Origin of the sequence: Enterobacter sp. SLBN-59 (assembly GCF_024807915.1) — a bacterium.
Classification (GTDB): domain Bacteria; phylum Pseudomonadota; class Gammaproteobacteria; order Enterobacterales; family Enterobacteriaceae; genus Enterobacter; species Enterobacter asburiae_B.
This window is the reverse complement of record NZ_JANUFI010000001.1, coordinates 3,278,877-3,297,307: the sequence shown is the minus strand read 5'-3', so window position 1 is coordinate 3,297,307 and position 18,431 is coordinate 3,278,877. Positions and strand designations below refer to the sequence as shown.

11 protein-coding genes, 2 tRNA genes and 3 rRNA genes are annotated in these 18,431 nt (G+C 54.4%); 4 read left to right on the top strand and 12 right to left on the bottom strand.

The genetic code is table 11. From position 1 onward, the window contains the following. Window positions 1-33 precede the first annotated feature (33 nt). From bcsE to bcsG, 3 genes are read left to right on the top strand one after another with little or no spacing between them, the layout of a single operon-like run. Window positions 34-1,596, top strand: a complete 1,563-nt coding sequence (gene bcsE, locus M2422_RS15680) for a cellulose biosynthesis c-di-GMP-binding protein BcsE (protein ID WP_064673666.1) — start codon at window positions 34-36, stop codon at window positions 1,594-1,596. Further along, window positions 1,590-1,787: a cellulose biosynthesis protein BcsF gene (gene bcsF / locus M2422_RS15675; protein ID WP_024908822.1), complete on the top strand. Its 198-nt coding sequence runs from the start codon at window positions 1,590-1,592 to the stop codon at window positions 1,785-1,787. Before bcsE ends, bcsF begins: the two co-directional genes overlap by 7 nt. Continuing rightward, window positions 1,780-3,459, top strand: a complete 1,680-nt coding sequence (gene bcsG / locus M2422_RS15670; RefSeq protein WP_033146878.1) for a cellulose biosynthesis protein BcsG — start codon at window positions 1,780-1,782, stop codon at window positions 3,457-3,459. The genes bcsF and bcsG overlap by 8 nt, the downstream gene beginning before the upstream one ends. 48 nt (window positions 3,460-3,507) lie before the next feature. On the opposite strand, the gene M2422_RS15665 is transcribed toward bcsG, so the two are convergent. From M2422_RS15665 to pepQ, 12 genes are all read right to left on the bottom strand, one after another. Beyond that, window positions 3,508-4,500 carry a glycosyl hydrolase family 8 gene (locus M2422_RS15665; RefSeq protein ID WP_064673665.1) on the bottom strand — a complete coding sequence of 331 codons (993 nt, stop codon included), beginning with the start codon at window positions 4,498-4,500 and terminating at the stop codon, window positions 3,508-3,510. Between the two features lie 16 nt (window positions 4,501-4,516). Further along, window positions 4,517-5,479, bottom strand: a complete 963-nt coding sequence (birA, locus tag M2422_RS15660) for a bifunctional biotin--[acetyl-CoA-carboxylase] ligase/biotin operon repressor BirA (protein WP_033146880.1) — start codon at window positions 5,477-5,479, stop codon at window positions 4,517-4,519. After that, window positions 5,476-6,504, bottom strand: a complete 1,029-nt coding sequence (gene murB, locus M2422_RS15655) for a UDP-N-acetylmuramate dehydrogenase (RefSeq protein ID WP_064673664.1) — start codon at window positions 6,502-6,504, stop codon at window positions 5,476-5,478. The genes birA and murB overlap by 4 nt, the downstream gene beginning before the upstream one ends. A 126-nt stretch (window positions 6,505-6,630) precedes the next feature. Continuing rightward, window positions 6,631-6,746: ribosomal RNA gene (gene rrf, locus M2422_RS15650) — 5S ribosomal RNA — on the bottom strand. Window positions 6,747-6,813: 67 nt separating this feature from the next. Then, window positions 6,814-9,719: ribosomal RNA gene (locus tag M2422_RS15645) — 23S ribosomal RNA — on the bottom strand. Window positions 9,720-9,890: 171 nt separating this feature from the next. Next, window positions 9,891-9,966: transfer RNA gene (locus M2422_RS15640), tRNA-Ala, on the bottom strand. 42 nt (window positions 9,967-10,008) lie between these two features. Next, window positions 10,009-10,085 (bottom strand) — tRNA-Ile (locus M2422_RS15635). Window positions 10,086-10,154: 69 nt separating this feature from the next. Then, window positions 10,155-11,696, bottom strand: a 16S ribosomal RNA gene (locus M2422_RS15630). Together the 16S, 23S and 5S rRNA genes with 2 tRNA genes alongside form the textbook arrangement of a ribosomal RNA operon. A gap of 354 nt (window positions 11,697-12,050) precedes the next feature. After that, entirely contained in the window at window positions 12,051-12,596 is a 546-nt protein-coding gene (gene hemG / locus M2422_RS15625; protein WP_048980580.1) for a menaquinone-dependent protoporphyrinogen IX dehydrogenase, read from the bottom strand. A 10-nt stretch (window positions 12,597-12,606) separates the two neighbouring features. Next, complete coding sequence (gene trkH / locus M2422_RS15620) at window positions 12,607-14,058, bottom strand: Trk system potassium transporter TrkH (protein WP_023309600.1); 1,452 nt, start codon at window positions 14,056-14,058, stop codon at window positions 12,607-12,609. Between the two features lie 41 nt (window positions 14,059-14,099). Then, window positions 14,100-14,714, bottom strand: a complete 615-nt coding sequence (locus tag M2422_RS15615) for an IMPACT family protein (protein ID WP_064673075.1) — start codon at window positions 14,712-14,714, stop codon at window positions 14,100-14,102. Then, on the bottom strand, window positions 14,714-16,045 hold the full coding sequence (gene pepQ, locus M2422_RS15610; protein ID WP_045888442.1) for a Xaa-Pro dipeptidase: 1,332 nt from the start codon (window positions 16,043-16,045) through the stop codon (window positions 14,714-14,716). Before pepQ ends, M2422_RS15615 begins: the two co-directional genes overlap by 1 nt. A gap of 190 nt (window positions 16,046-16,235) precedes the next feature. Between pepQ and fadB the strand changes: the two genes are divergently transcribed. Beyond that, complete coding sequence (fadB, locus tag M2422_RS15605; protein ID WP_064673076.1) at window positions 16,236-18,425, top strand: fatty acid oxidation complex subunit alpha FadB; 2,190 nt, start codon at window positions 16,236-16,238, stop codon at window positions 18,423-18,425. The last annotated feature ends 6 nt before the right edge of the window (window positions 18,426-18,431 follow it).

Sequence of the window (18,431 nt, the reverse complement as noted above, 5' to 3'; positions counted from 1 at the left end):
GATACAGATAAATTAGACGAAAAGAGGGACACCGTGGACTCCATATTTTCTATTGGCATCCAGTCATTATGGGACGAATTGAGCCACATGCCAGTCGGAGGAGTCTGGTGGATTAATACGGACCGTAATGAAGATGCTATCAGTCTGGTAAACCAGACAATTGCTGCTCAGGATAAGGATTCCCGCGTGGCCGTCATTAGCATGGGCGAAGATCCGAAGAAAATTATTACGCTTGAAAGTGGTCGCGGCCCCCAGACGGTGCGATTATTTTCCATGACATCGGAAGCCGATAGTCTATACTTTTTGTCCCGCGACGTTCAGTGCTCTATTGATCCGGATCACTATTTTGTGATTCTGAAATGCGCAAATAACGTCCTGCAAAATATGCCCGCTGAAAAACTACTGCCCTGGCTGGAAAAAATCAATAAATGGGCAAAATTTCAAAATTGCACGCTATTGATAGTCAATCCCGGCAGTAATAATGACAAGCTGTTCTCACTTTTAATGGGCGAATATCGCTCCCTGTTCGGTCTGGCAAGCGTTCGTGACCAGGCAGGCAGCTATCTCTACGATATTGCATTCTGGTGTAATGAAAAAGGCGTGAGCGCCAGGCAACAGCTTACGCTGAAACATATTGAGGGCAAGTGGCACCTGGCGCAGCAGGAAGAAACCGTGGTGCAGCCGCGTAGTGATGAAAAACGCATCCTGAGCCATATCGCGGTTTTAGAGGGGGCACCCGCCCTGTCGGAAAACTGGACGCTGTTTGAATCTAACGAAGCCCTTTTCCATGAAGCCCGCACAACCCAGGCGGCAACCCTTATTTTCTCGCTGATGCAGAATAACCAGATTGAGACGCTGGCACGACAAATCCACACCTTACGCCGCCAGCGCGGCAGTGCGTTGAAAATCATCGTGCGCGAAAATAATACCAGCCTGCGCGCCACCGATGAGCGCCTGCTTCTCGGCTGCGGCGCCAATATGGTTATTCCATGGAATGCGCCGTTGTCACGCTGCCTGACGCTTATCGAAAGCGTTCAGGGCCAGCAGTTTAGCCGCCACGTACCGGAAGATATTTCCACGCTGCTCTCCATGACGCAGCCGATGAAGCTGCGTGGGTACCAAAAATGGGATACCTTCTGCGACGCCGTCGGCAACATGATGAACAACACGCTTCTTCCTGCTGACGGAAAAGGGGTCATGGTTGCCCTGCGTCCTGTACCGGGTATTCGCGTTGAACAGGCTCTCACCTTATGTCGCCCGAACCGTACAGGGGACATCATGACCATTGGCGACAATCGCCTGGTGCTGTTTTTGTCCTTCTGCCGGGTAAACGATCTCGATACGGCGCTTAACCACATCTTCCCTCTGCCTACAGGGGATATTTTCTCGAACCGTATGATTTGGTTCGAAGATAATACGATTAGCGCGGAGCTGGTGCAGATGCGTGCGCTCCAGCCTGAACAATGGGTTAAGCCGCTCGCTATCAAGAGCGATGCCAAACCGATCCTCAATGCCAGGCATGATGGACACGTCTGGCGTCGGGTTCCGGAACCCCTTCGCTTATTAACAGACAACGCGGAGAACGCATCATCATGAACATCAGCGATATCATTCAACTGGTTATATTCTGTGCGCTGATCTTTTTCCCGCTTGGCTACTATGCGCGCCATTCCATCCGCCGTATCCGTGATACGGCCAGAGTGCTGTTTATTAAACCTCGCTATGTAAAACCAGCCGGAACACTGACACGGGCATCACACGTCAAGGCAGACCGAAAACATGACTAATTCTACCTATACCGCTTCGTCACCCTCGCCGCTCTGGCAATACTGGCGCGGCCTTTCCGGCTGGAACTTCTACTTTCTGGTGAAGTTTGGCCTGCTGTGGGCAGGCTATCTGAATTTCCATCCCCTTCTCAACCTCGTGTTTATGGCCTTCCTGCTGATGCCGCTGCCGAATATCAGGCTACATCGCTTGCGCCACTGGGTCGCTATACCTGTCGGCTTTGCGCTGTTCTGGCATGATACCTGGCTACCGGGGCCGGACAGCATTATGAGCCAGGGGTCGCAGGTGGCGGGCTTTAGCGCCAGCTATGTCCTCGATCTGACCGAGCGCTTTATTAACTGGCAGATGATTGGCGCGGTATTTGTGCTGCTGGTTGCCTGGCTGTTCCTGTCACAGTGGATCCGCGTCACGGTGTTTGTCGTCGCGATTATGATCTGGCTTAACGTGCTGACGCTGGCTGGGCCGAACTTTTCGCTGTGGCCTGCCGGTCAACCGACCACCACGGTGACCACCACAGGGGGAAGCGCGGCGGCAACCGTCACAACGGCAGGCGATACGCCTGTGGTGGGTGATATCCCAACCCAGACCGCACCGCCTACTTCTACAAACCTGAACGCCTGGCTCTCCAGTTTCTATACCGCGGAAGACAAGCGACAGACTAAATTCCCGGATGCGCTGCCGGCGGATGCTCAGCCGTTTGAACTGCTGGTGATCAACATCTGCTCTCTCTCCTGGGCCGACGTGGACGCCGCCGGTTTGATGTCTCATCCGCTGTGGTCACACTTCGATATTCAGTTTAAAGATTTCAACTCTGCCACCTCGTACAGCGGCCCGGCGGCGATCCGCCTGCTGCGTGCAAGCTGTGGTCAGACATCGCATAAAAACCTGTATCAACCCGCCGGCAACCAGTGTTATCTGTTCGATAACCTCGCAAAACTGGGCTTTACGCAACACCTGATGCTGGGGCATAACGGCCAGTTCGGTAACTTCCTGAAAGAGGTGCGCGAACAGGGTGGTATGCAGGCACCGCTGATGGATCAAACCGGTCTTCCCGTCTCTCTGCTGGGCTTCGACGGTTCGCCCGTTTATGACGATACTGCCGTCCTGCAGCGCTGGCTTCAGACCATCGAAAAAGACAGCAATCCACGCAGCGCGACGTTCTTTAACACCCTGCCGCTACACGACGGTAACCATTTCCCGGGCGTGAGCAAAACGGCTGATTATAAAGTGCGTGCGCAGAAGTTCTTTGACGAGCTGGACGCGTTCTTCACGGAGCTGGAAAAATCAGGCCGTAAAGTGATGGTGGTTGTGGTACCTGAGCACGGTGGTGCGCTGAAAGGTGACAGAATGCAGGTGTCGGGTCTGCGTGATATCCCAAGCCCGTCCATCACCAACGTGCCTGCCGGCATTAAATTCTTTGGTATGAAGGCACCGCATCAGGGCGCACCGATTGAGATTACACAGCCAACCAGCTATCTGGCGATCTCAGAGCTGGTTGCCCGCGCCGTTGACGGGAAGCTGTTTGTGGAGGATAGCGTGAACTGGGATCAGCTCACCAGCAACCTGCCGCAAACCGCAGAGGTCTCAGAAAACGCTAACGCGGTCGTCATTCAGTATCAGAACAAACCGTACGTTCGCCTGAACGGCGGGGATTGGGTACCGTATCCGCAGTAACAAGGTATGACTTCCCTCTCCCCATCGGGGAGAGGGATAATGTCGACATTATTGCTGGGCGATCCACACCAGCATTTTCAGACTTGCCGAATAGTAGTCGTCTTTAGAGGTGATTTCGGGTTCACCGGAAGACTGCCCCATCGTGAAATCACGTACAGCCAGCAGGCCGCCTTCCATCATGTAGGGCGCATATTCGTTGGTCGCGACGTTAACCCAGGCGGGCGTTTGTTCCCGGGGGAACTGACCGAACCAGGCCTTCCACGGCGTCAGCAGTGGGCTTTGCTTATCAGACCAGGCAACGTACAGCGGAACACGAATCGCGTCATAGCTCATTCGCGGCGGCCAGCCTTTGGCAGGAGCCAGCTTGCCACCTGATGCCAGTGAAACCCAGTCAGTGGGCAGATTCGCTTTACCCGAGCCCATTTTCCCCAGCAGGCGTTTCCCGTCCTTAATCAAATCGCGCCAGACCGGCAAATGGCTGCGTCTGGCGAAAGCTTGCCAGGCCGGAAACACGAAATAGGAAGGATTAAGGACGACTTCACCCTCAAGCTTAAACCCCTGGACGCCGGGCAGCATCACGCGGTAACCGGCATAGCGGATCACGCTGTGGTCAATCAGTGCTTTGGTAATTGCATCCGATGCGGCGCTGTAGCGCTTGTCATGCCAGCGGGCGTCGGCTTTCAGCAACGCCCAGGCAATCAGCACGTCGCCATCTGCAGCGTTGTTTTTGTCGGCGACCGGGTTGGACTCTGCGGGGTTATAGCGCCAGTAAAACAGACCATTTTCTTTGTTCTTTAGCCGACTGTCTGTCCATTGCCAGAGCTTATCGAACGTGGCTTTATCGTCGTTGGCCACCGCCATCAGCATGGCAAAACCCTGACCTTCCGTATGCGACACGCCGCCATTACCGGTATCAACAATACGGCCTTCCGGTTTGAAAAAGCGGGCCTTGTAACTCTCCCAGGCCCGATCCGCATGAGAGAGAGGCGAAAACAGCACACTCATCATGACGGCCAGCGTTGCGCAGACGGGTTTTCGCATAATTAACTCGATCCGGTTATTCGGCACTTCGCAGTGAAATCTCACCGCCCATCCAGGGTTTGATCACGCCATCCTGCTCAAGAAGCAGCGCGCCCTGTGCGTCAATACCGCGCGAAGTTCCGTAGATCTCTTTATCACCAATCAGCAATTTCACCGGGCGGTTGATGAAGTTATCCAGCTTTTCCCAACGAGACAGGAACGATGCCAGCCCTTCCTGCTCAAAAAGCGTGAGTGAACTGCGCAACTCTTTAATCATACGCACGGCAAGGGTGTTGCGATCGATGACGATCCCCGCCTCCTGGAGGTTAGTCCAGGCCTGATTCACCACATCATTTTGTACATTGCGCATTACCATGTTGAGGCCTGCGCCGATGACGATTTGCGCTGCATCGCCCGTTTTTCCCGTCAGTTCGACCAGAATGCCGGCAAGTTTACGATCGTTGAGGTAGAGGTCATTAGGCCATTTAACGCGTACTTTATCCGCCCCCAGATCGTGCAGCACTTCCGCCATGACGATGCCGATGACCAGACTCAGACCAATGGCAGCGGCCGGGCCCTGCTCGAGTCGCCAGTACATGGACAGATAGAGGTTAGCGCCAAATGGCGAAAACCATTTGCGACCGCGACGGCCGCGACCGGCCTGTTGATATTCAGCAACGCAGGCATCGCCGGATTTCAGCTCAGGCAGACGATCCAGAAGATACTGGTTCGTCGAATCAATCACCGGCAGCACCGCAACATTGCCGTGTCCGATCTGGCTGCGGATCGCTTCTTCATTCAGCAATTGAATCGGCTCCGGCAGGCTGTAGCCTTTTCCGGGAACCGTGAACACATCAACACCCCAGTCGCGAAGCGTCTGGATATGTTTATTGATAGCAGCACGGCTCATGCCAAGCTGCTCACCCAGCTGCTCGCCAGAATGAAACTCACCGTCAGCAAGGATGCTAATCAGGGTTAAGGGAACGGTATTGTCCTTCACGCGATAGCCTCCACGGCATTAACTTCGCCTGTGCAGCCAATGAAGCGAACTTCTGGCTCCAGCCAGACGTTAAATTTTTCGCCCACACGCTGACGAACATAATGAGCCAGCTGTACAACATCATCGCTGGTCGCATCGCGTTGATTAATCAGCACCAGAGCCTGCTGCTGGTGAACGGCAGCACCGCCTACTGAAGTGCCTTTTAGCTGGCATTGATCGATAAGCCATCCTGCGGCAAGCTTCACGCTGCCATCAGCCTGAGGATAACGTGGCGCGGCTGGCCATCCTTCAAGAAAGACTTTTGCATTTTCGCTGCTGATAACCGGGTTTTTGAAGAAGCTTCCTGCGTTTCCGTTTACTTTTGGATCGGGAAGTTTGGTCATCCGCATATGGCAAACGGAATCAAAAACGTCGCGGGCGGTTACGGTAGCCGGATCGAGACGCGTTAAATCCCCGTAGGTCAACACGGGCTGCCAGTCCTTCGACAGACGCAGGCCCACGGCAACAATCACGTAGCGATCCTGATATTCATGTTTGAAGATACTGTCACGATAGCCAAACCGGCACTGTTCCGCCGTTAAACGCTTTGCCGTTCCGGTTGCCAGTTCGATGCAGTCGACATATTCACAGACATGTTTCAGTTCGATGCCGTAGGCACCGATGTTTTGAATAGGTGACGATCCGGCGCAGCCTGGAATAAGCGCAAGGTTTTCCAGGCCCGGCATCCCTTTTTCGAGGGTGAATTGCACCAGATGATGCCAGTTTTCTCCGGCCCCCACGTGCAGGTGCCAGCTGTCGGCACGCTCTTCCACATCAATTCCCATGATGCGGTTAACGATCACCGTTCCCGCAAAATCATCGAGAAACAGGACATTACTTCCTTCGCCCAGAATCAGTACGGGTTCGTTATTTTCAGTTGCGCTTTGCCATGCATCCAGCAATTGCTGTGCAGTATCGGCACGTACAATTTGTTTAGCATTGCGTTGAATGCCAAAGGTATTCCAGGGCTTAAGGGAGTGGTTCATAGACGCTATCCTGATGCAAAAACGCAGGTAGTTTACCGTATAAGCAGGGCGTTGGGGGATTAGTTTGTGCAGCCTATAAAAACGCAAAAAGGCCATCCTTGCGGATGGCCTCTTCACTTATTTGATGCCTGGCAGTTCCCTACTCTCACATGGGGAGACCCCACACTACCATCGGCGCTACGGCGTTTCACTTCTGAGTTCGGCATGGGGTCAGGTGGGACCACCGCGCTAAAGCCGCCAGGCAAATTCTGTTAATCTGTATCAGGCTGAAAATCGTGTCTGTCTTCGCCGAAACAGCTTCGGCGTTGTAAGGTTAAGCCTCACGGTTCATTAGTATCGGTTAGCTCAACGCATCGCTGCGCTTACACACCCGACCTATCAACGTCGTAGTCTTCAACGTTCCTTCAGGACCCTTAAAGGGTCAGGGAGAACTCATCTCGGGGCAAGTTTCGTGCTTAGATGCTTTCAGCACTTATCTTTTCCGCATTTAGCTACCGGGCAGTGCCATTGGCATGACAACCCGAACACCAGTGATGCGTCCACTCCGGTCCTCTCGTACTAGGAGCAGCCCCCCTCAATTCTCCAGCGCCCACGGCAGATAGGGACCGAACTGTCTCACGACGTTCTAAACCCAGCTCGCGTACCACTTTAAATGGCGAACAGCCATACCCTTGGGACCTACTTCAGCCCCAGGATGTGATGAGCCGACATCGAGGTGCCAAACACCGCCGTCGATATGAACTCTTGGGCGGTATCAGCCTGTTATCCCCGGAGTACCTTTTATCCGTTGAGCGATGGCCCTTCCATTCAGAACCACCGGATCACTATGACCTGCTTTCGCACCTGCTCGAGCCGTCACTCTCGCAGTCAAGCTAGCTTATGCCATTGCACTAACCTCCTGATGTCCGACCAGGATTAGCTAACCTTCGTGCTCCTCCGTTACTCTTTGGGAGGAGACCGCCCCAGTCAAACTACCCACCAGACACTGTCCGCAACCCGGATTACGGGTCTACGTTAGAACACCAGCCATTAAAGGGTGGTATTTCAAGGTTGGCTCCACGCAGACTGGCGTCCACGCTTCAAAGCCTCCCACCTATCCTACACATCAAGGACCAGTGTTCAGTGTCAAGCTATAGTAAAGGTTCACGGGGTCTTTCCGTCTTGCCGCGGGTACACTGCATCTTCACAGCGAGTTCAATTTCACTGAGTCTCGGGTGGAGACAGCCTGGCCATCATTACGCCATTCGTGCAGGTCGGAACTTACCCGACAAGGAATTTCGCTACCTTAGGACCGTTATAGTTACGGCCGCCGTTTACCGGGGCTTCGATCAAGAGCTTCGCGTTGCCGCTAACCCCATCAATTAACCTTCCGGCACCGGGCAGGCGTCACACCGTATACGTCCACTTTCGTGTTTGCACAGTGCTGTGTTTTTAATAAACAGTTGCAGCCAGCTGGTATCTTCGACTGATTTCAGCTCCACCCGCAGGGGCTTCACCTACATATCAGCGTGCCTTCTCCCGAAGTTACGGCACCATTTTGCCTAGTTCCTTCACCCGAGTTCTCTCAAGCGCCTTGGTATTCTCTACCTGACCACCTGTGTCGGTTTGGGGTACGATTTGATGTTACCTGATGCTTAGAGGCTTTTCCTGGAAGCAGGGCATTTGTTACTTCAGCACCGTAGTGCCTCGTCATCACACCTCAGCGTTAATAAGGTACCGGATTTACCTGGAACCTCCGCCTACATGCTTAAACCGGGACAACCGTCGCCCGGCTAACATAGCCTTCTCCGTCCCCCCTTCGCAGTAACACCAAGTACAGGAATATTAACCTGTTTCCCATCGACTACGCCTTTCGGCCTCGCCTTAGGGGTCGACTCACCCTGCCCCGATTAACGTTGGACAGGAACCCTTGGTCTTCCGGCGAGCGGGCTTTTCACCCGCTTTATCGTTACTTATGTCAGCATTCGCACTTCTGATACCTCCAGCATGCCTCACAGCACACCTTCAACGGCTTACAGAACGCTCCCCTACCCAACAACGCATAAGCGTCGCTGCCGCAGCTTCGGTGCATGGTTTAGCCCCGTTACATCTTCCGCGCAGGCCGACTCGACCAGTGAGCTATTACGCTTTCTTTAAATGATGGCTGCTTCTAAGCCAACATCCTGGCTGTCTGTGCCTTCCCACATCGTTTCCCACTTAACCATGACTTTGGGACCTTAGCTGGCGGTCTGGGTTGTTTCCCTCTTCACGACGGACGTTAGCACCCGCCGTGTGTCTCCCGTGATAACATTCTTCGGTATTCGTAGTTTGCATCGGGTTGGTAAGCCGGGATGGCCCCCTAGCCGAAACAGTGCTCTACCCCCGAAGATGAGTTCACGAGGCGCTACCTAAATAGCTTTCGGGGAGAACCAGCTATCTCCCGGTTTGATTGGCCTTTCACCCCCAGCCACAAGTCATCCGCTAATTTTTCAACATTAGTCGGTTCGGTCCTCCAGTTAGTGTTACCCAACCTTCAACCTGCCTATGGCTAGATCACCGGGTTTCGGGTCTATACCCTGCAACTTAACGCCCAGTTAAGACTCGGTTTCCCTTCGGCTCCCCTATACGGTTAACCTTGCTACAGAATATAAGTCGCTGACCCATTATACAAAAGGTACGCAGTCACACCACGAAGGTGCTCCCACTGCTTGTACGTACACGGTTTCAGGTTCTTTTTCACTCCCCTCGCCGGGGTTCTTTTCGCCTTTCCCTCACGGTACTGGTTCACTATCGGTCAGTCAGGAGTATTTAGCCTTGGAGGATGGTCCCCCCATATTCAGACAGGATACCACGTGTCCCGCCCTACTCTTCGAGTTCACAACCTGTGCATTTTCGTGTACGGGACTGTCACCCTGTACCGTGCGACTTTCCAGACGCTTCCACTAACACACAAGCTGATTCAGACTCTGGGCTGCTCCCCGTTCGCTCGCCGCTACTGGGGGAATCTCGGTTGATTTCTTTTCCTCGGGGTACTTAGATGTTTCAGTTCCCCCGGTTCGCCTCGTTAACCTATGTATTCAGTTAACGATAGTGTGACGAATCACACTGGGTTTCCCCATTCGGACATCGCCGGGTCAAAGGTTCATATCACCTCGCCGGCGCTTTTCGCAGATTAGCACGTCCTTCATCGCCTCTGACTGCCAGGGCATCCACCGTGTACGCTTAGTCGCTTAACCTCACAACCCGAAGATGTTTCACTTCTGATTGCGAAAATTTGAGAGACTCGAACACACCAATTAAGATGTGTCGTTTCAATTTTCAGCTTGATCCAGATTTTTAAAGAGCAAAACTTCGCAGTGCACCTTTTCAGGTTCACTCTGAAGTTTTCTTGTGTTCGCAGTAAAAGATGGTGGAGCTATGCGGGATCGAACCGCAGACCTCCTGCGTGCAAAGCAGGCGCTCTCCCAGCTGAGCTATAGCCCCATCGTTTATCATCTCTGTACCGCTCATCCTTTAAAAGGAGTTTGGTAGGCCTGAGTGGACTTGAACCACCGACCTCACCCTTATCAGGGGTGCGCTCTAACCACCTGAGCTACAAGCCTGCAGAGATTTTTACTGCTGTTTTTCATCAGACAATCTGTGTGAGCACTGCAAAGGCAGGTTCTTTAAGGTAAGGAGGTGATCCAACCGCAGGTTCCCCTACGGTTACCTTGTTACGACTTCACCCCAGTCATGAATCACAAAGTGGTAAGCGCCCTCCCGAAGGTTAAGCTACCTACTTCTTTTGCAACCCACTCCCATGGTGTGACGGGCGGTGTGTACAAGGCCCGGGAACGTATTCACCGTAGCATTCTGATCTACGATTACTAGCGATTCCGACTTCATGGAGTCGAGTTGCAGACTCCAATCCGGACTACGACGCACTTTATGAGGTCCGCTTGCTCTCGCGAGGTCGCTTCTCTTTGTATGCGCCATTGTAGCACGTGTGTAGCCCTACTCGTAAGGGCCATGATGACTTGACGTCATCCCCACCTTCCTCCAGTTTATCACTGGCAGTCTCCTTTGAGTTCCCGGCCGGACCGCTGGCAACAAAGGATAAGGGTTGCGCTCGTTGCGGGACTTAACCCAACATTTCACAACACGAGCTGACGACAGCCATGCAGCACCTGTCTCAGAGTTCCCGAAGGCACCAATCCATCTCTGGAAAGTTCTCTGGATGTCAAGAGTAGGTAAGGTTCTTCGCGTTGCATCGAATTAAACCACATGCTCCACCGCTTGTGCGGGCCCCCGTCAATTCATTTGAGTTTTAACCTTGCGGCCGTACTCCCCAGGCGGTCGACTTAACGCGTTAGCTCCGGAAGCCACGCCTCAAGGGCACAACCTCCAAGTCGACATCGTTTACGGCGTGGACTACCAGGGTATCTAATCCTGTTTGCTCCCCACGCTTTCGCACCTGAGCGTCAGTCTTTGTCCAGGGGGCCGCCTTCGCCACCGGTATTCCTCCAGATCTCTACGCATTTCACCGCTACACCTGGAATTCTACCCCCCTCTACAAGACTCTAGCCTGCCAGTTTCGAATGCAGTTCCCAGGTTGAGCCCGGGGATTTCACATCCGACTTGACAGACCGCCTGCGTGCGCTTTACGCCCAGTAATTCCGATTAACGCTTGCACCCTCCGTATTACCGCGGCTGCTGGCACGGAGTTAGCCGGTGCTTCTTCTGCGGGTAACGTCAATCGACAAGGTTATTAACCTTATCGCCTTCCTCCCCGCTGAAAGTACTTTACAACCCGAAGGCCTTCTTCATACACGCGGCATGGCTGCATCAGGCTTGCGCCCATTGTGCAATATTCCCCACTGCTGCCTCCCGTAGGAGTCTGGACCGTGTCTCAGTTCCAGTGTGGCTGGTCATCCTCTCAGACCAGCTAGGGATCGTCGCCTAGGTGAGCCGTTACCCCACCTACTAGCTAATCCCATCTGGGCACATCTGATGGCAAGAGGCCCGAAGGTCCCCCTCTTTGGTCTTGCGACATTATGCGGTATTAGCTACCGTTTCCAGTAGTTATCCCCCTCCATCAGGCAGTTTCCCAGACATTACTCACCCGTCCGCCGCTCGCCGGCAAAGTAGCAAGCTACTTTCCGCTGCCGCTCGACTTGCATGTGTTAGGCCTGCCGCCAGCGTTCAATCTGAGCCATGATCAAACTCTTCAATTTAAGTTTGATGCTCGTGAATTAAACTTCGTAATGAATTACGTATGTTCACTCAGAGACTTGGTATTCATTTATTGTCCGAAGACATTAAGAATCCATGTCACTTTGAGTGCCCACACAGATTGTCTGATAAATTGTTAAAGAGCAGTGCCGCTTCGCTTTTCGCAGCGGCGCGGGGTGTGCATATTACGCTTTCCCGCTTCAGAGTCAAGTGATTAATTTCGCTTTTCTCTGCTGACCCGGCGGCGTGTGTGCCGTTGTTCCGTGTCAGTGGAGGCGCATTATAGGGAGTTATTCCGACGTGACAAGCATAAAATACAAAAAACTTTTCGTTCGCTCACTTTTCAAACTTAACGCTTATTTATGTCGCGAATCGCCCGTTAAATGTGCGATTTCCCGCGCAAAACTGGCCACCTGCGACCAGTCGGTATAAACCACTTCTTTACGCGTATCGGTTTCACCCCCGGTCATCTTCATAATCAGGCGGATCATAAAGCGGTCATACCAGCGGTAGCGAGGGTAGCGCAGCGCGCCGGCAAAGACGGCGCACAGGTCTGGCTGCCACGGCGAGCTGAGTAAAAACTTGCGCGTGTAGCTGTTGGTCTGCGGCGTACGCTTCTCGGCTTTACGTGCGACCAGGTTGACCGAGTAAAACGCACCAGGCAATTTGTTGAGCACCGCCGTGTGCTTTTTCACAAAGCGATCCAACGCCGGATGGAAATGCCCGTAACGAATTGACGCGCCAATCACCACGCGATCGTATTCCTGCCAGGCAATCTGCTCCGCACGGTTCAGGTTCACCACATCCGAGTAAATACCCAGCTCTTTTAATTCCGACGCCAGACAGGCGGCAATCTCACGCGTTTGCCCGTCTCGCGTAGAGAAAAGAATCAATGTTTTCATCAACGGCTCCTTACTCGCGCCAGAATGTAGGGGTGAACAGCACCAGCAGCGTAAAGACCTCAAGACGACCAAACAGCATATTGGCGATGAGGATCCATTTCGCGACCGGGTTCATGCTGGCAAAGTTATCCGCCACAACGCCCAGGCCGGGCCCGAGGTTATTCAATGTCGCTACGACGGACGCAAAGGCGGAGAAATCATCCACCCCCGTCGCGATAATCGCCAGCATACTGACGATAAACACCAGCGCATACGCCGAGAAGAACCCCCACACCGCTTCGAGGATACGTTCCGGCAGCGCGCGGTTCCCGAGTTTGATGCTGTAAACCGCGTTCGGGTGGACCAGACGCTTCAGCTCACGGTTCCCCTGCTTAAACAGCAGCAGAATACGAATCACCTTCAGGCCACCGCCCGTAGAACCCGCACAGCCCCCGATAAATGCCGAGCATAACAGCAGCACCGGCAGGAACAGAGGCCAGCGCGCGATGCTGTCCGTGGTAAACCCGGCGGTCGTCGCCATCGATACCACCTGGAAGAACGCCTGATTTAGCGTGGTCAGCGCGGAGTTGTAGACATCATGGAACCACAGCACCAGGGTACAGATGATCACTAGCGTAAGCTGGACGCCAATGAACATGCGGAACTCCGGGTCACGCCAGTACACCTTCAGGCTGCGCCCGCTCAGTAAAGAGAAGTGCAGACCGTAGTTACAGCCTGAAATCAGCAGGAAAATGGCAATAATGGTGTTAATCGTTGGGCTGTCGAAGTAGCCGACGCTGGCATCATGGGTGGAGAACCCGCCGATAGCGATCGTCGCAAAGCTGTGTCCGATGGCGTCGAAAGCGGGCATCCCGGCAAACCATAGCGCCAGCGCACAGGCCACCGTCAGTAAGACATAGATAAGCCAGAGGGTTTTCGCCGTCTCGGCAATACGCGGGCGCATTTTATTATCTTTCAGCGGCCCGGGCATTTCGGCGCGATAAAGCTGCATGCCGCCAACGCCCAGAATAGGAAGAATAGCCACTGCCAGGACGATGATCCCCATCCCCCCGAACCACTGCAGCATCTGACGATAAAAGAGAATGGCGTGCGGGAGTGAATCCAGCCCCACCAGCGTCGTCGCCCCGGTGGTCGTTAAACCGGAGAAGGATTCAAAAAAGGCATCCGTGATGCTCAGGTTAGGCTGTTCAGAGAAGATGAAGGGCAGCGAACCGACGCTCCCCAGCACCGTCCAGAACAGGACCACAATCAGAAATCCTTCGCGAGATTTCAGCTCACCTTTCTGACGACGGTTTGGCCACCACAGCAGCGAGCCGATCGCCAGCGCGACAAAGAAGGTCTGGGTAAATGCCCGCCCCGCGCCGTCCCGGTAGATAAGCGCCACCAGTCCCGGGAGAATCATCGTCCCGGAAAAGAGTATGACCAGCAGTCCAACGATTCGGGTTATGGCACGAAAATGCATCTCTGCCGCTTCCTTTGGTATTCAAAAAAGTGAGGTGGGGATTATTCTTCAATCGGCAGCAATTGCAACGAACCACGACTAAAATCAGCCAGTTTTGCTGAAAAAGCAGCCAGTTCCGCCTGCGGAAGCGCCACGCGTAATTGCACCATTGCCTGGTAATCACTGTGCGCGATGACGCCGTTAAACTGTTTGAGCAGCGTTTCAATGCCCGATAGCTGAGCGTAATCGCACAACAAAGTATATTCGGTGAGCGGCGTTTTGCGGGTAGTTGTGAGCATATTCAGTGCCTGCTGAACTCCGCCGCCATAGGCTTTTACCAGCCCACCCGTGCCTAACAGGATGCCGCCGTAGTAGCGCACCACCACGGCGGTAATTTCACCCACGCCGCTGCCCATCAGCTGCGAAAGCATGGGTTTACCGGCCGTGCCTGCCGGTTCACCGTCATCGGAAAACCCCAGCTGTTGCGAATCGTCTGGCGGCCCTGCCACCCACGCCACGCAGTGGTGACGCGCGTCAGGATGCTCAGCCCGAACGGACTCGACAAACGCCTTTGCCGCCTCTACGCCGTCGGTATGCGCCAGCAGCGTAATAAAGCGGCTTTTCTTGATTTCCTCAACAAAGGTGACCGGTTCAGCCGGTATCAGCCAGCTTTCCATCAGGCCAGCTTCAGGTCTCGCGTCATATTCTCGATACCGTTCTCGTGAACCACCACGTTATCTTCGATGCGAATACCGCCAAACGGCTTCAGCGCGTCAATTTTTTCCCAGTTGAAGTGTTTGCTGAACTGGCCTTCACGCCACGGCGCCAGCAGGGATTCGATAAAGTAGATCCCCGGTTCAATCGTCAGCACCATACGCGGCTCCAGAATACGAGTGCAGCGCAGGTAAGGATATTTAGACGGTGCCGCCAGGTGCGTGCCGGTGTCATCCTGCATAAAGCCCGCAACGTCGTGAACCTGCAGGCCCAGCGGGTGGCCGATACCGTGCGGCATGAATGGCCCGGTTAGATCGTTTTCGACCATCGCCTCTTCGCTCATGTCTTTCACAATCTGATGTTTACGCAGCAGTTTTGCGATGCGCTGATGGAACTGGATGTGGTAATCCACATAGCTGGTTCCGGCCTTCATGGTGGCAATCAGCGCCAGCTGTTCATCGTTCACGTCTTTAATCAGCTGCGCGAAATCGGTATCCGCATTCGCCGCCCAGGTACGGGTCAGGTCGGCCGCGTAACCGTTGTACTCGGCGCCTGCGTCAAGCAGGAAGCTGCGCATCTCCGACGGTACGTGGTGATCCAGTTTGGTGTAGTGAAGCACGGACGCGTGCTCATTCAGCGCGACGATATTGCTGTACGGCACGTCGGTATCACGGTGGCCCGTCGCGGTCAGATAGGCCTGATTGATGTCGAACTCGCTCATCCCCGACTGGAACGCTTCGTGCGCGGCACGGTGGCCATTCACCGCCGTTTTTTGCGCTTCACGCATGCAGTAAAGTTCGTAGTCGGTTTTATACGCGCGGTAATAGTGCAGGTAATCCAGCACCCCTTTCGGATTGAGTTTGTCTGCCGGAATATCCAGACCCAGCGCACGCTCCGGAACAGGGCCAATATAGGCGATGTTGCCCCGCGCGGCAGGCAGCTGGCTGCCAATGCCGTCCGCTTTCGGCAGTGCAATCACATCAATCTCTTCCGTCCAGAAAGAGGTCGGCAGCGGTTCTACGTTGTGCCAGTAATCGACCGGCAGGTAGAACCACAGCTTCGGCTTGTTCACGCCATCCACCAGCAGCCAGCAATTTGGAACCTGAGTCACCGGCACCCAGGCTTTAAACTGCGGGTTCACCTTAAACGGATAAGCGTGGTCATCCAGAAAGGTATTCATCAGCTCGCCGGAGTGGATCAGCAGCGCATCCAGCTTAAAGCGGGCCAGTACATCGCGGGTACGTTCCTGTAGGGTAACGATATGATTTTTATAAAGCGAAGCCAGTGAGTCCATCATTCTTCCTTTCGTTTTTTTGACCTCAAGTCATCGCATCTTAGCACACCTCACTCCGGCTGCGTGATTTCCACCGACCGTGATCAATGCAGCATTTTCTTAATGAGTAATTTGCATTTTATTAACATAAATCCCACACTCCGATTCATCTGGTATGACCAGATCCAATTGCTGGATTCAGGAGACTGACATGCTCTACAAAGGCGACACCCTGTACCTCAACTGGCTGGAAGATGGCATTGCCGAACTGGTGTTCGATGCTCCCGGCTCAGTGAACAAGCTTGATACCGCGACGGTGGCCAGTCTTGGCCAGGCGCTGGATGTTCTTGAAAAACAACCTGAATTAAAAGGGCTGCTGCTGCGTTCGAACAAAGCGGCCTTTATTGTCGGTGCCGATATCACCGAGTTTCTTTCGCTGTTCCTGGTCCCGGAAGAACAGCTGAGCCAGTGGCTGCACTTTGCCAACAGCGTCTTTAATCGTCTGGAAGATCTGCCTGTCCCGACCATTTCCGCCGTTAACGGCTACGCGCTGGGCGGCGGCTGCGAGTGCGTACTGGCGACCGACTACCGTCTGGCGACGCCGGACCTGCGCATCGGCCTGCCGGAAACCAAGCTGGGCATCATGCCGGGCTTTGGCGGCTCCGTGCGTATGCCGCGCATGCTGGGTGCAGACAGCGCGCTGGAGATCATTGCCGCAGGTAAAGACGTCGGCGCAGAACAGGCGCAGAAAATCGGCCTGGTCGACGGCGTCGTGAAGCCAGAGAAACTGGTTGAAGGCGCACTCGCCATTCTGCGTCAGGCCATTAACGGCGATCTCGACTGGAAAGCCAAACGCCAGCCGAAGCTGGAGCCGTTAAAACTCAGCAAAATTGAAGCCACCATGAGCTTCACCATCGCCAAAGGCATGGTCATGCAGACGGCGGGTAAACACTACCCGGCGCCGATCACGGCGGTGAAAACCATTGAAGCGGCTGCTCGTCTCGGACGCGACGAGGCGCTGAAGCTCGAAAATCAGAGCTTTGTCCCGCTGGCGCACACCAATGAAGCTCGCGCGCTGGTCGGTATCTTCCTCAACGATCAGTTCGTGAAGGGTAAAGCCAGGCAGCTGACCAAAAACGTTGAGACGCCAAAACATGCGGCGGTACTCGGCGCCGGCATTATGGGTGGCGGCATCGCTTACCAGTCGGCCTGGAAAGGCGTGCCGGTAGTGATGAAAGACATTAGCGAGAAATCCCTGACGCTGGGCATGACCGAAGCGGCCAAGCTGCTGAATAAACAGCTGGAGCGCGGAAAAATTGACGGGCTGAAGCTTGCAGGCGTGATCTCCACCATTCAGCCCGTGCTGGAATACAGCGGTTTCGACCGTGTGGACGTAGTAGTCGAAGCCGTCGTCGAGAACCCGAAAGTCAAAAAAGCGGTGCTGGCAGAAACGGAAGACAAGGTTCGTCCTGAGACCGTGCTGGCCTCTAACACCTCCACCATTCCAATCAGCGAACTGGCGAGCGTGTTGAAGCGTCCGGAAAACTTCTGCGGGATGCACTTCTTCAACCCGGTACACCGTATGCCGCTGGTCGAAGTGATCCGCGGGGAAAAAACCTCTGACGAAACCATCGCTAAAGTGGTGGCATGGGCCAGCAAGATGGGCAAAACGCCGATCGTTGTTAACGACTGCCCGGGCTTCTTCGTCAACCGCGTGCTGTTCCCTTACTTCGCCGGTTTCAGCCAGCTTCTGCGCGACGGTGCAGACTTCCGCAAAATCGACAAAGTGATGGAGAAACAGTTCGGCTGGCCGATGGGCCCGGCGTATCTGCTGGACGTGGTCGGCATTGATACTGCTCACCACGCTCAGGCGGTGATGGCGGCAGGCTTCCCGCAGCGTATGCAGAAAGATTATCGCGACGCCATTGACGCTCTGTTCGACGCTAACCGCTTCGGCCAGAAAAACGGCCTGGGCTTCTGGCGCTATAAAGAAGACAGCAAAGGCAAACCGAAGAAAGAAGAAGATGCCGTGGTGGACGGCCTGCTGGCCGATGTAAGCCAGCCGAAAAGCGACTTCACCGACGATGAGATCATCGCCCGCATGATGATCCCGATGATCAACGAAGTGGTGCGTTGCCTCGAAGAAGGCATCATCGCCAGCCCGGCAGAAGCCGATATGGCGCTGGTGTACGGCCTGGGCTTCCCTCCGTTCCACGGCGGCGCGTTCCGCTGGCTGGACACGCTCGGCAGCGCTCGCTATCTCGATATGGCTCAGCAGTATCAGCACCTCGGCCCGCTTTATGAGGTGCCGGAAGGGCTGCGTAACAAAGCGCGCCATAACGAACCCTACTATCCAGCAGTTGAGCCAGCCCGTCCGGTTGGCGAGCTGAAAACGGCTTAAGGAGTC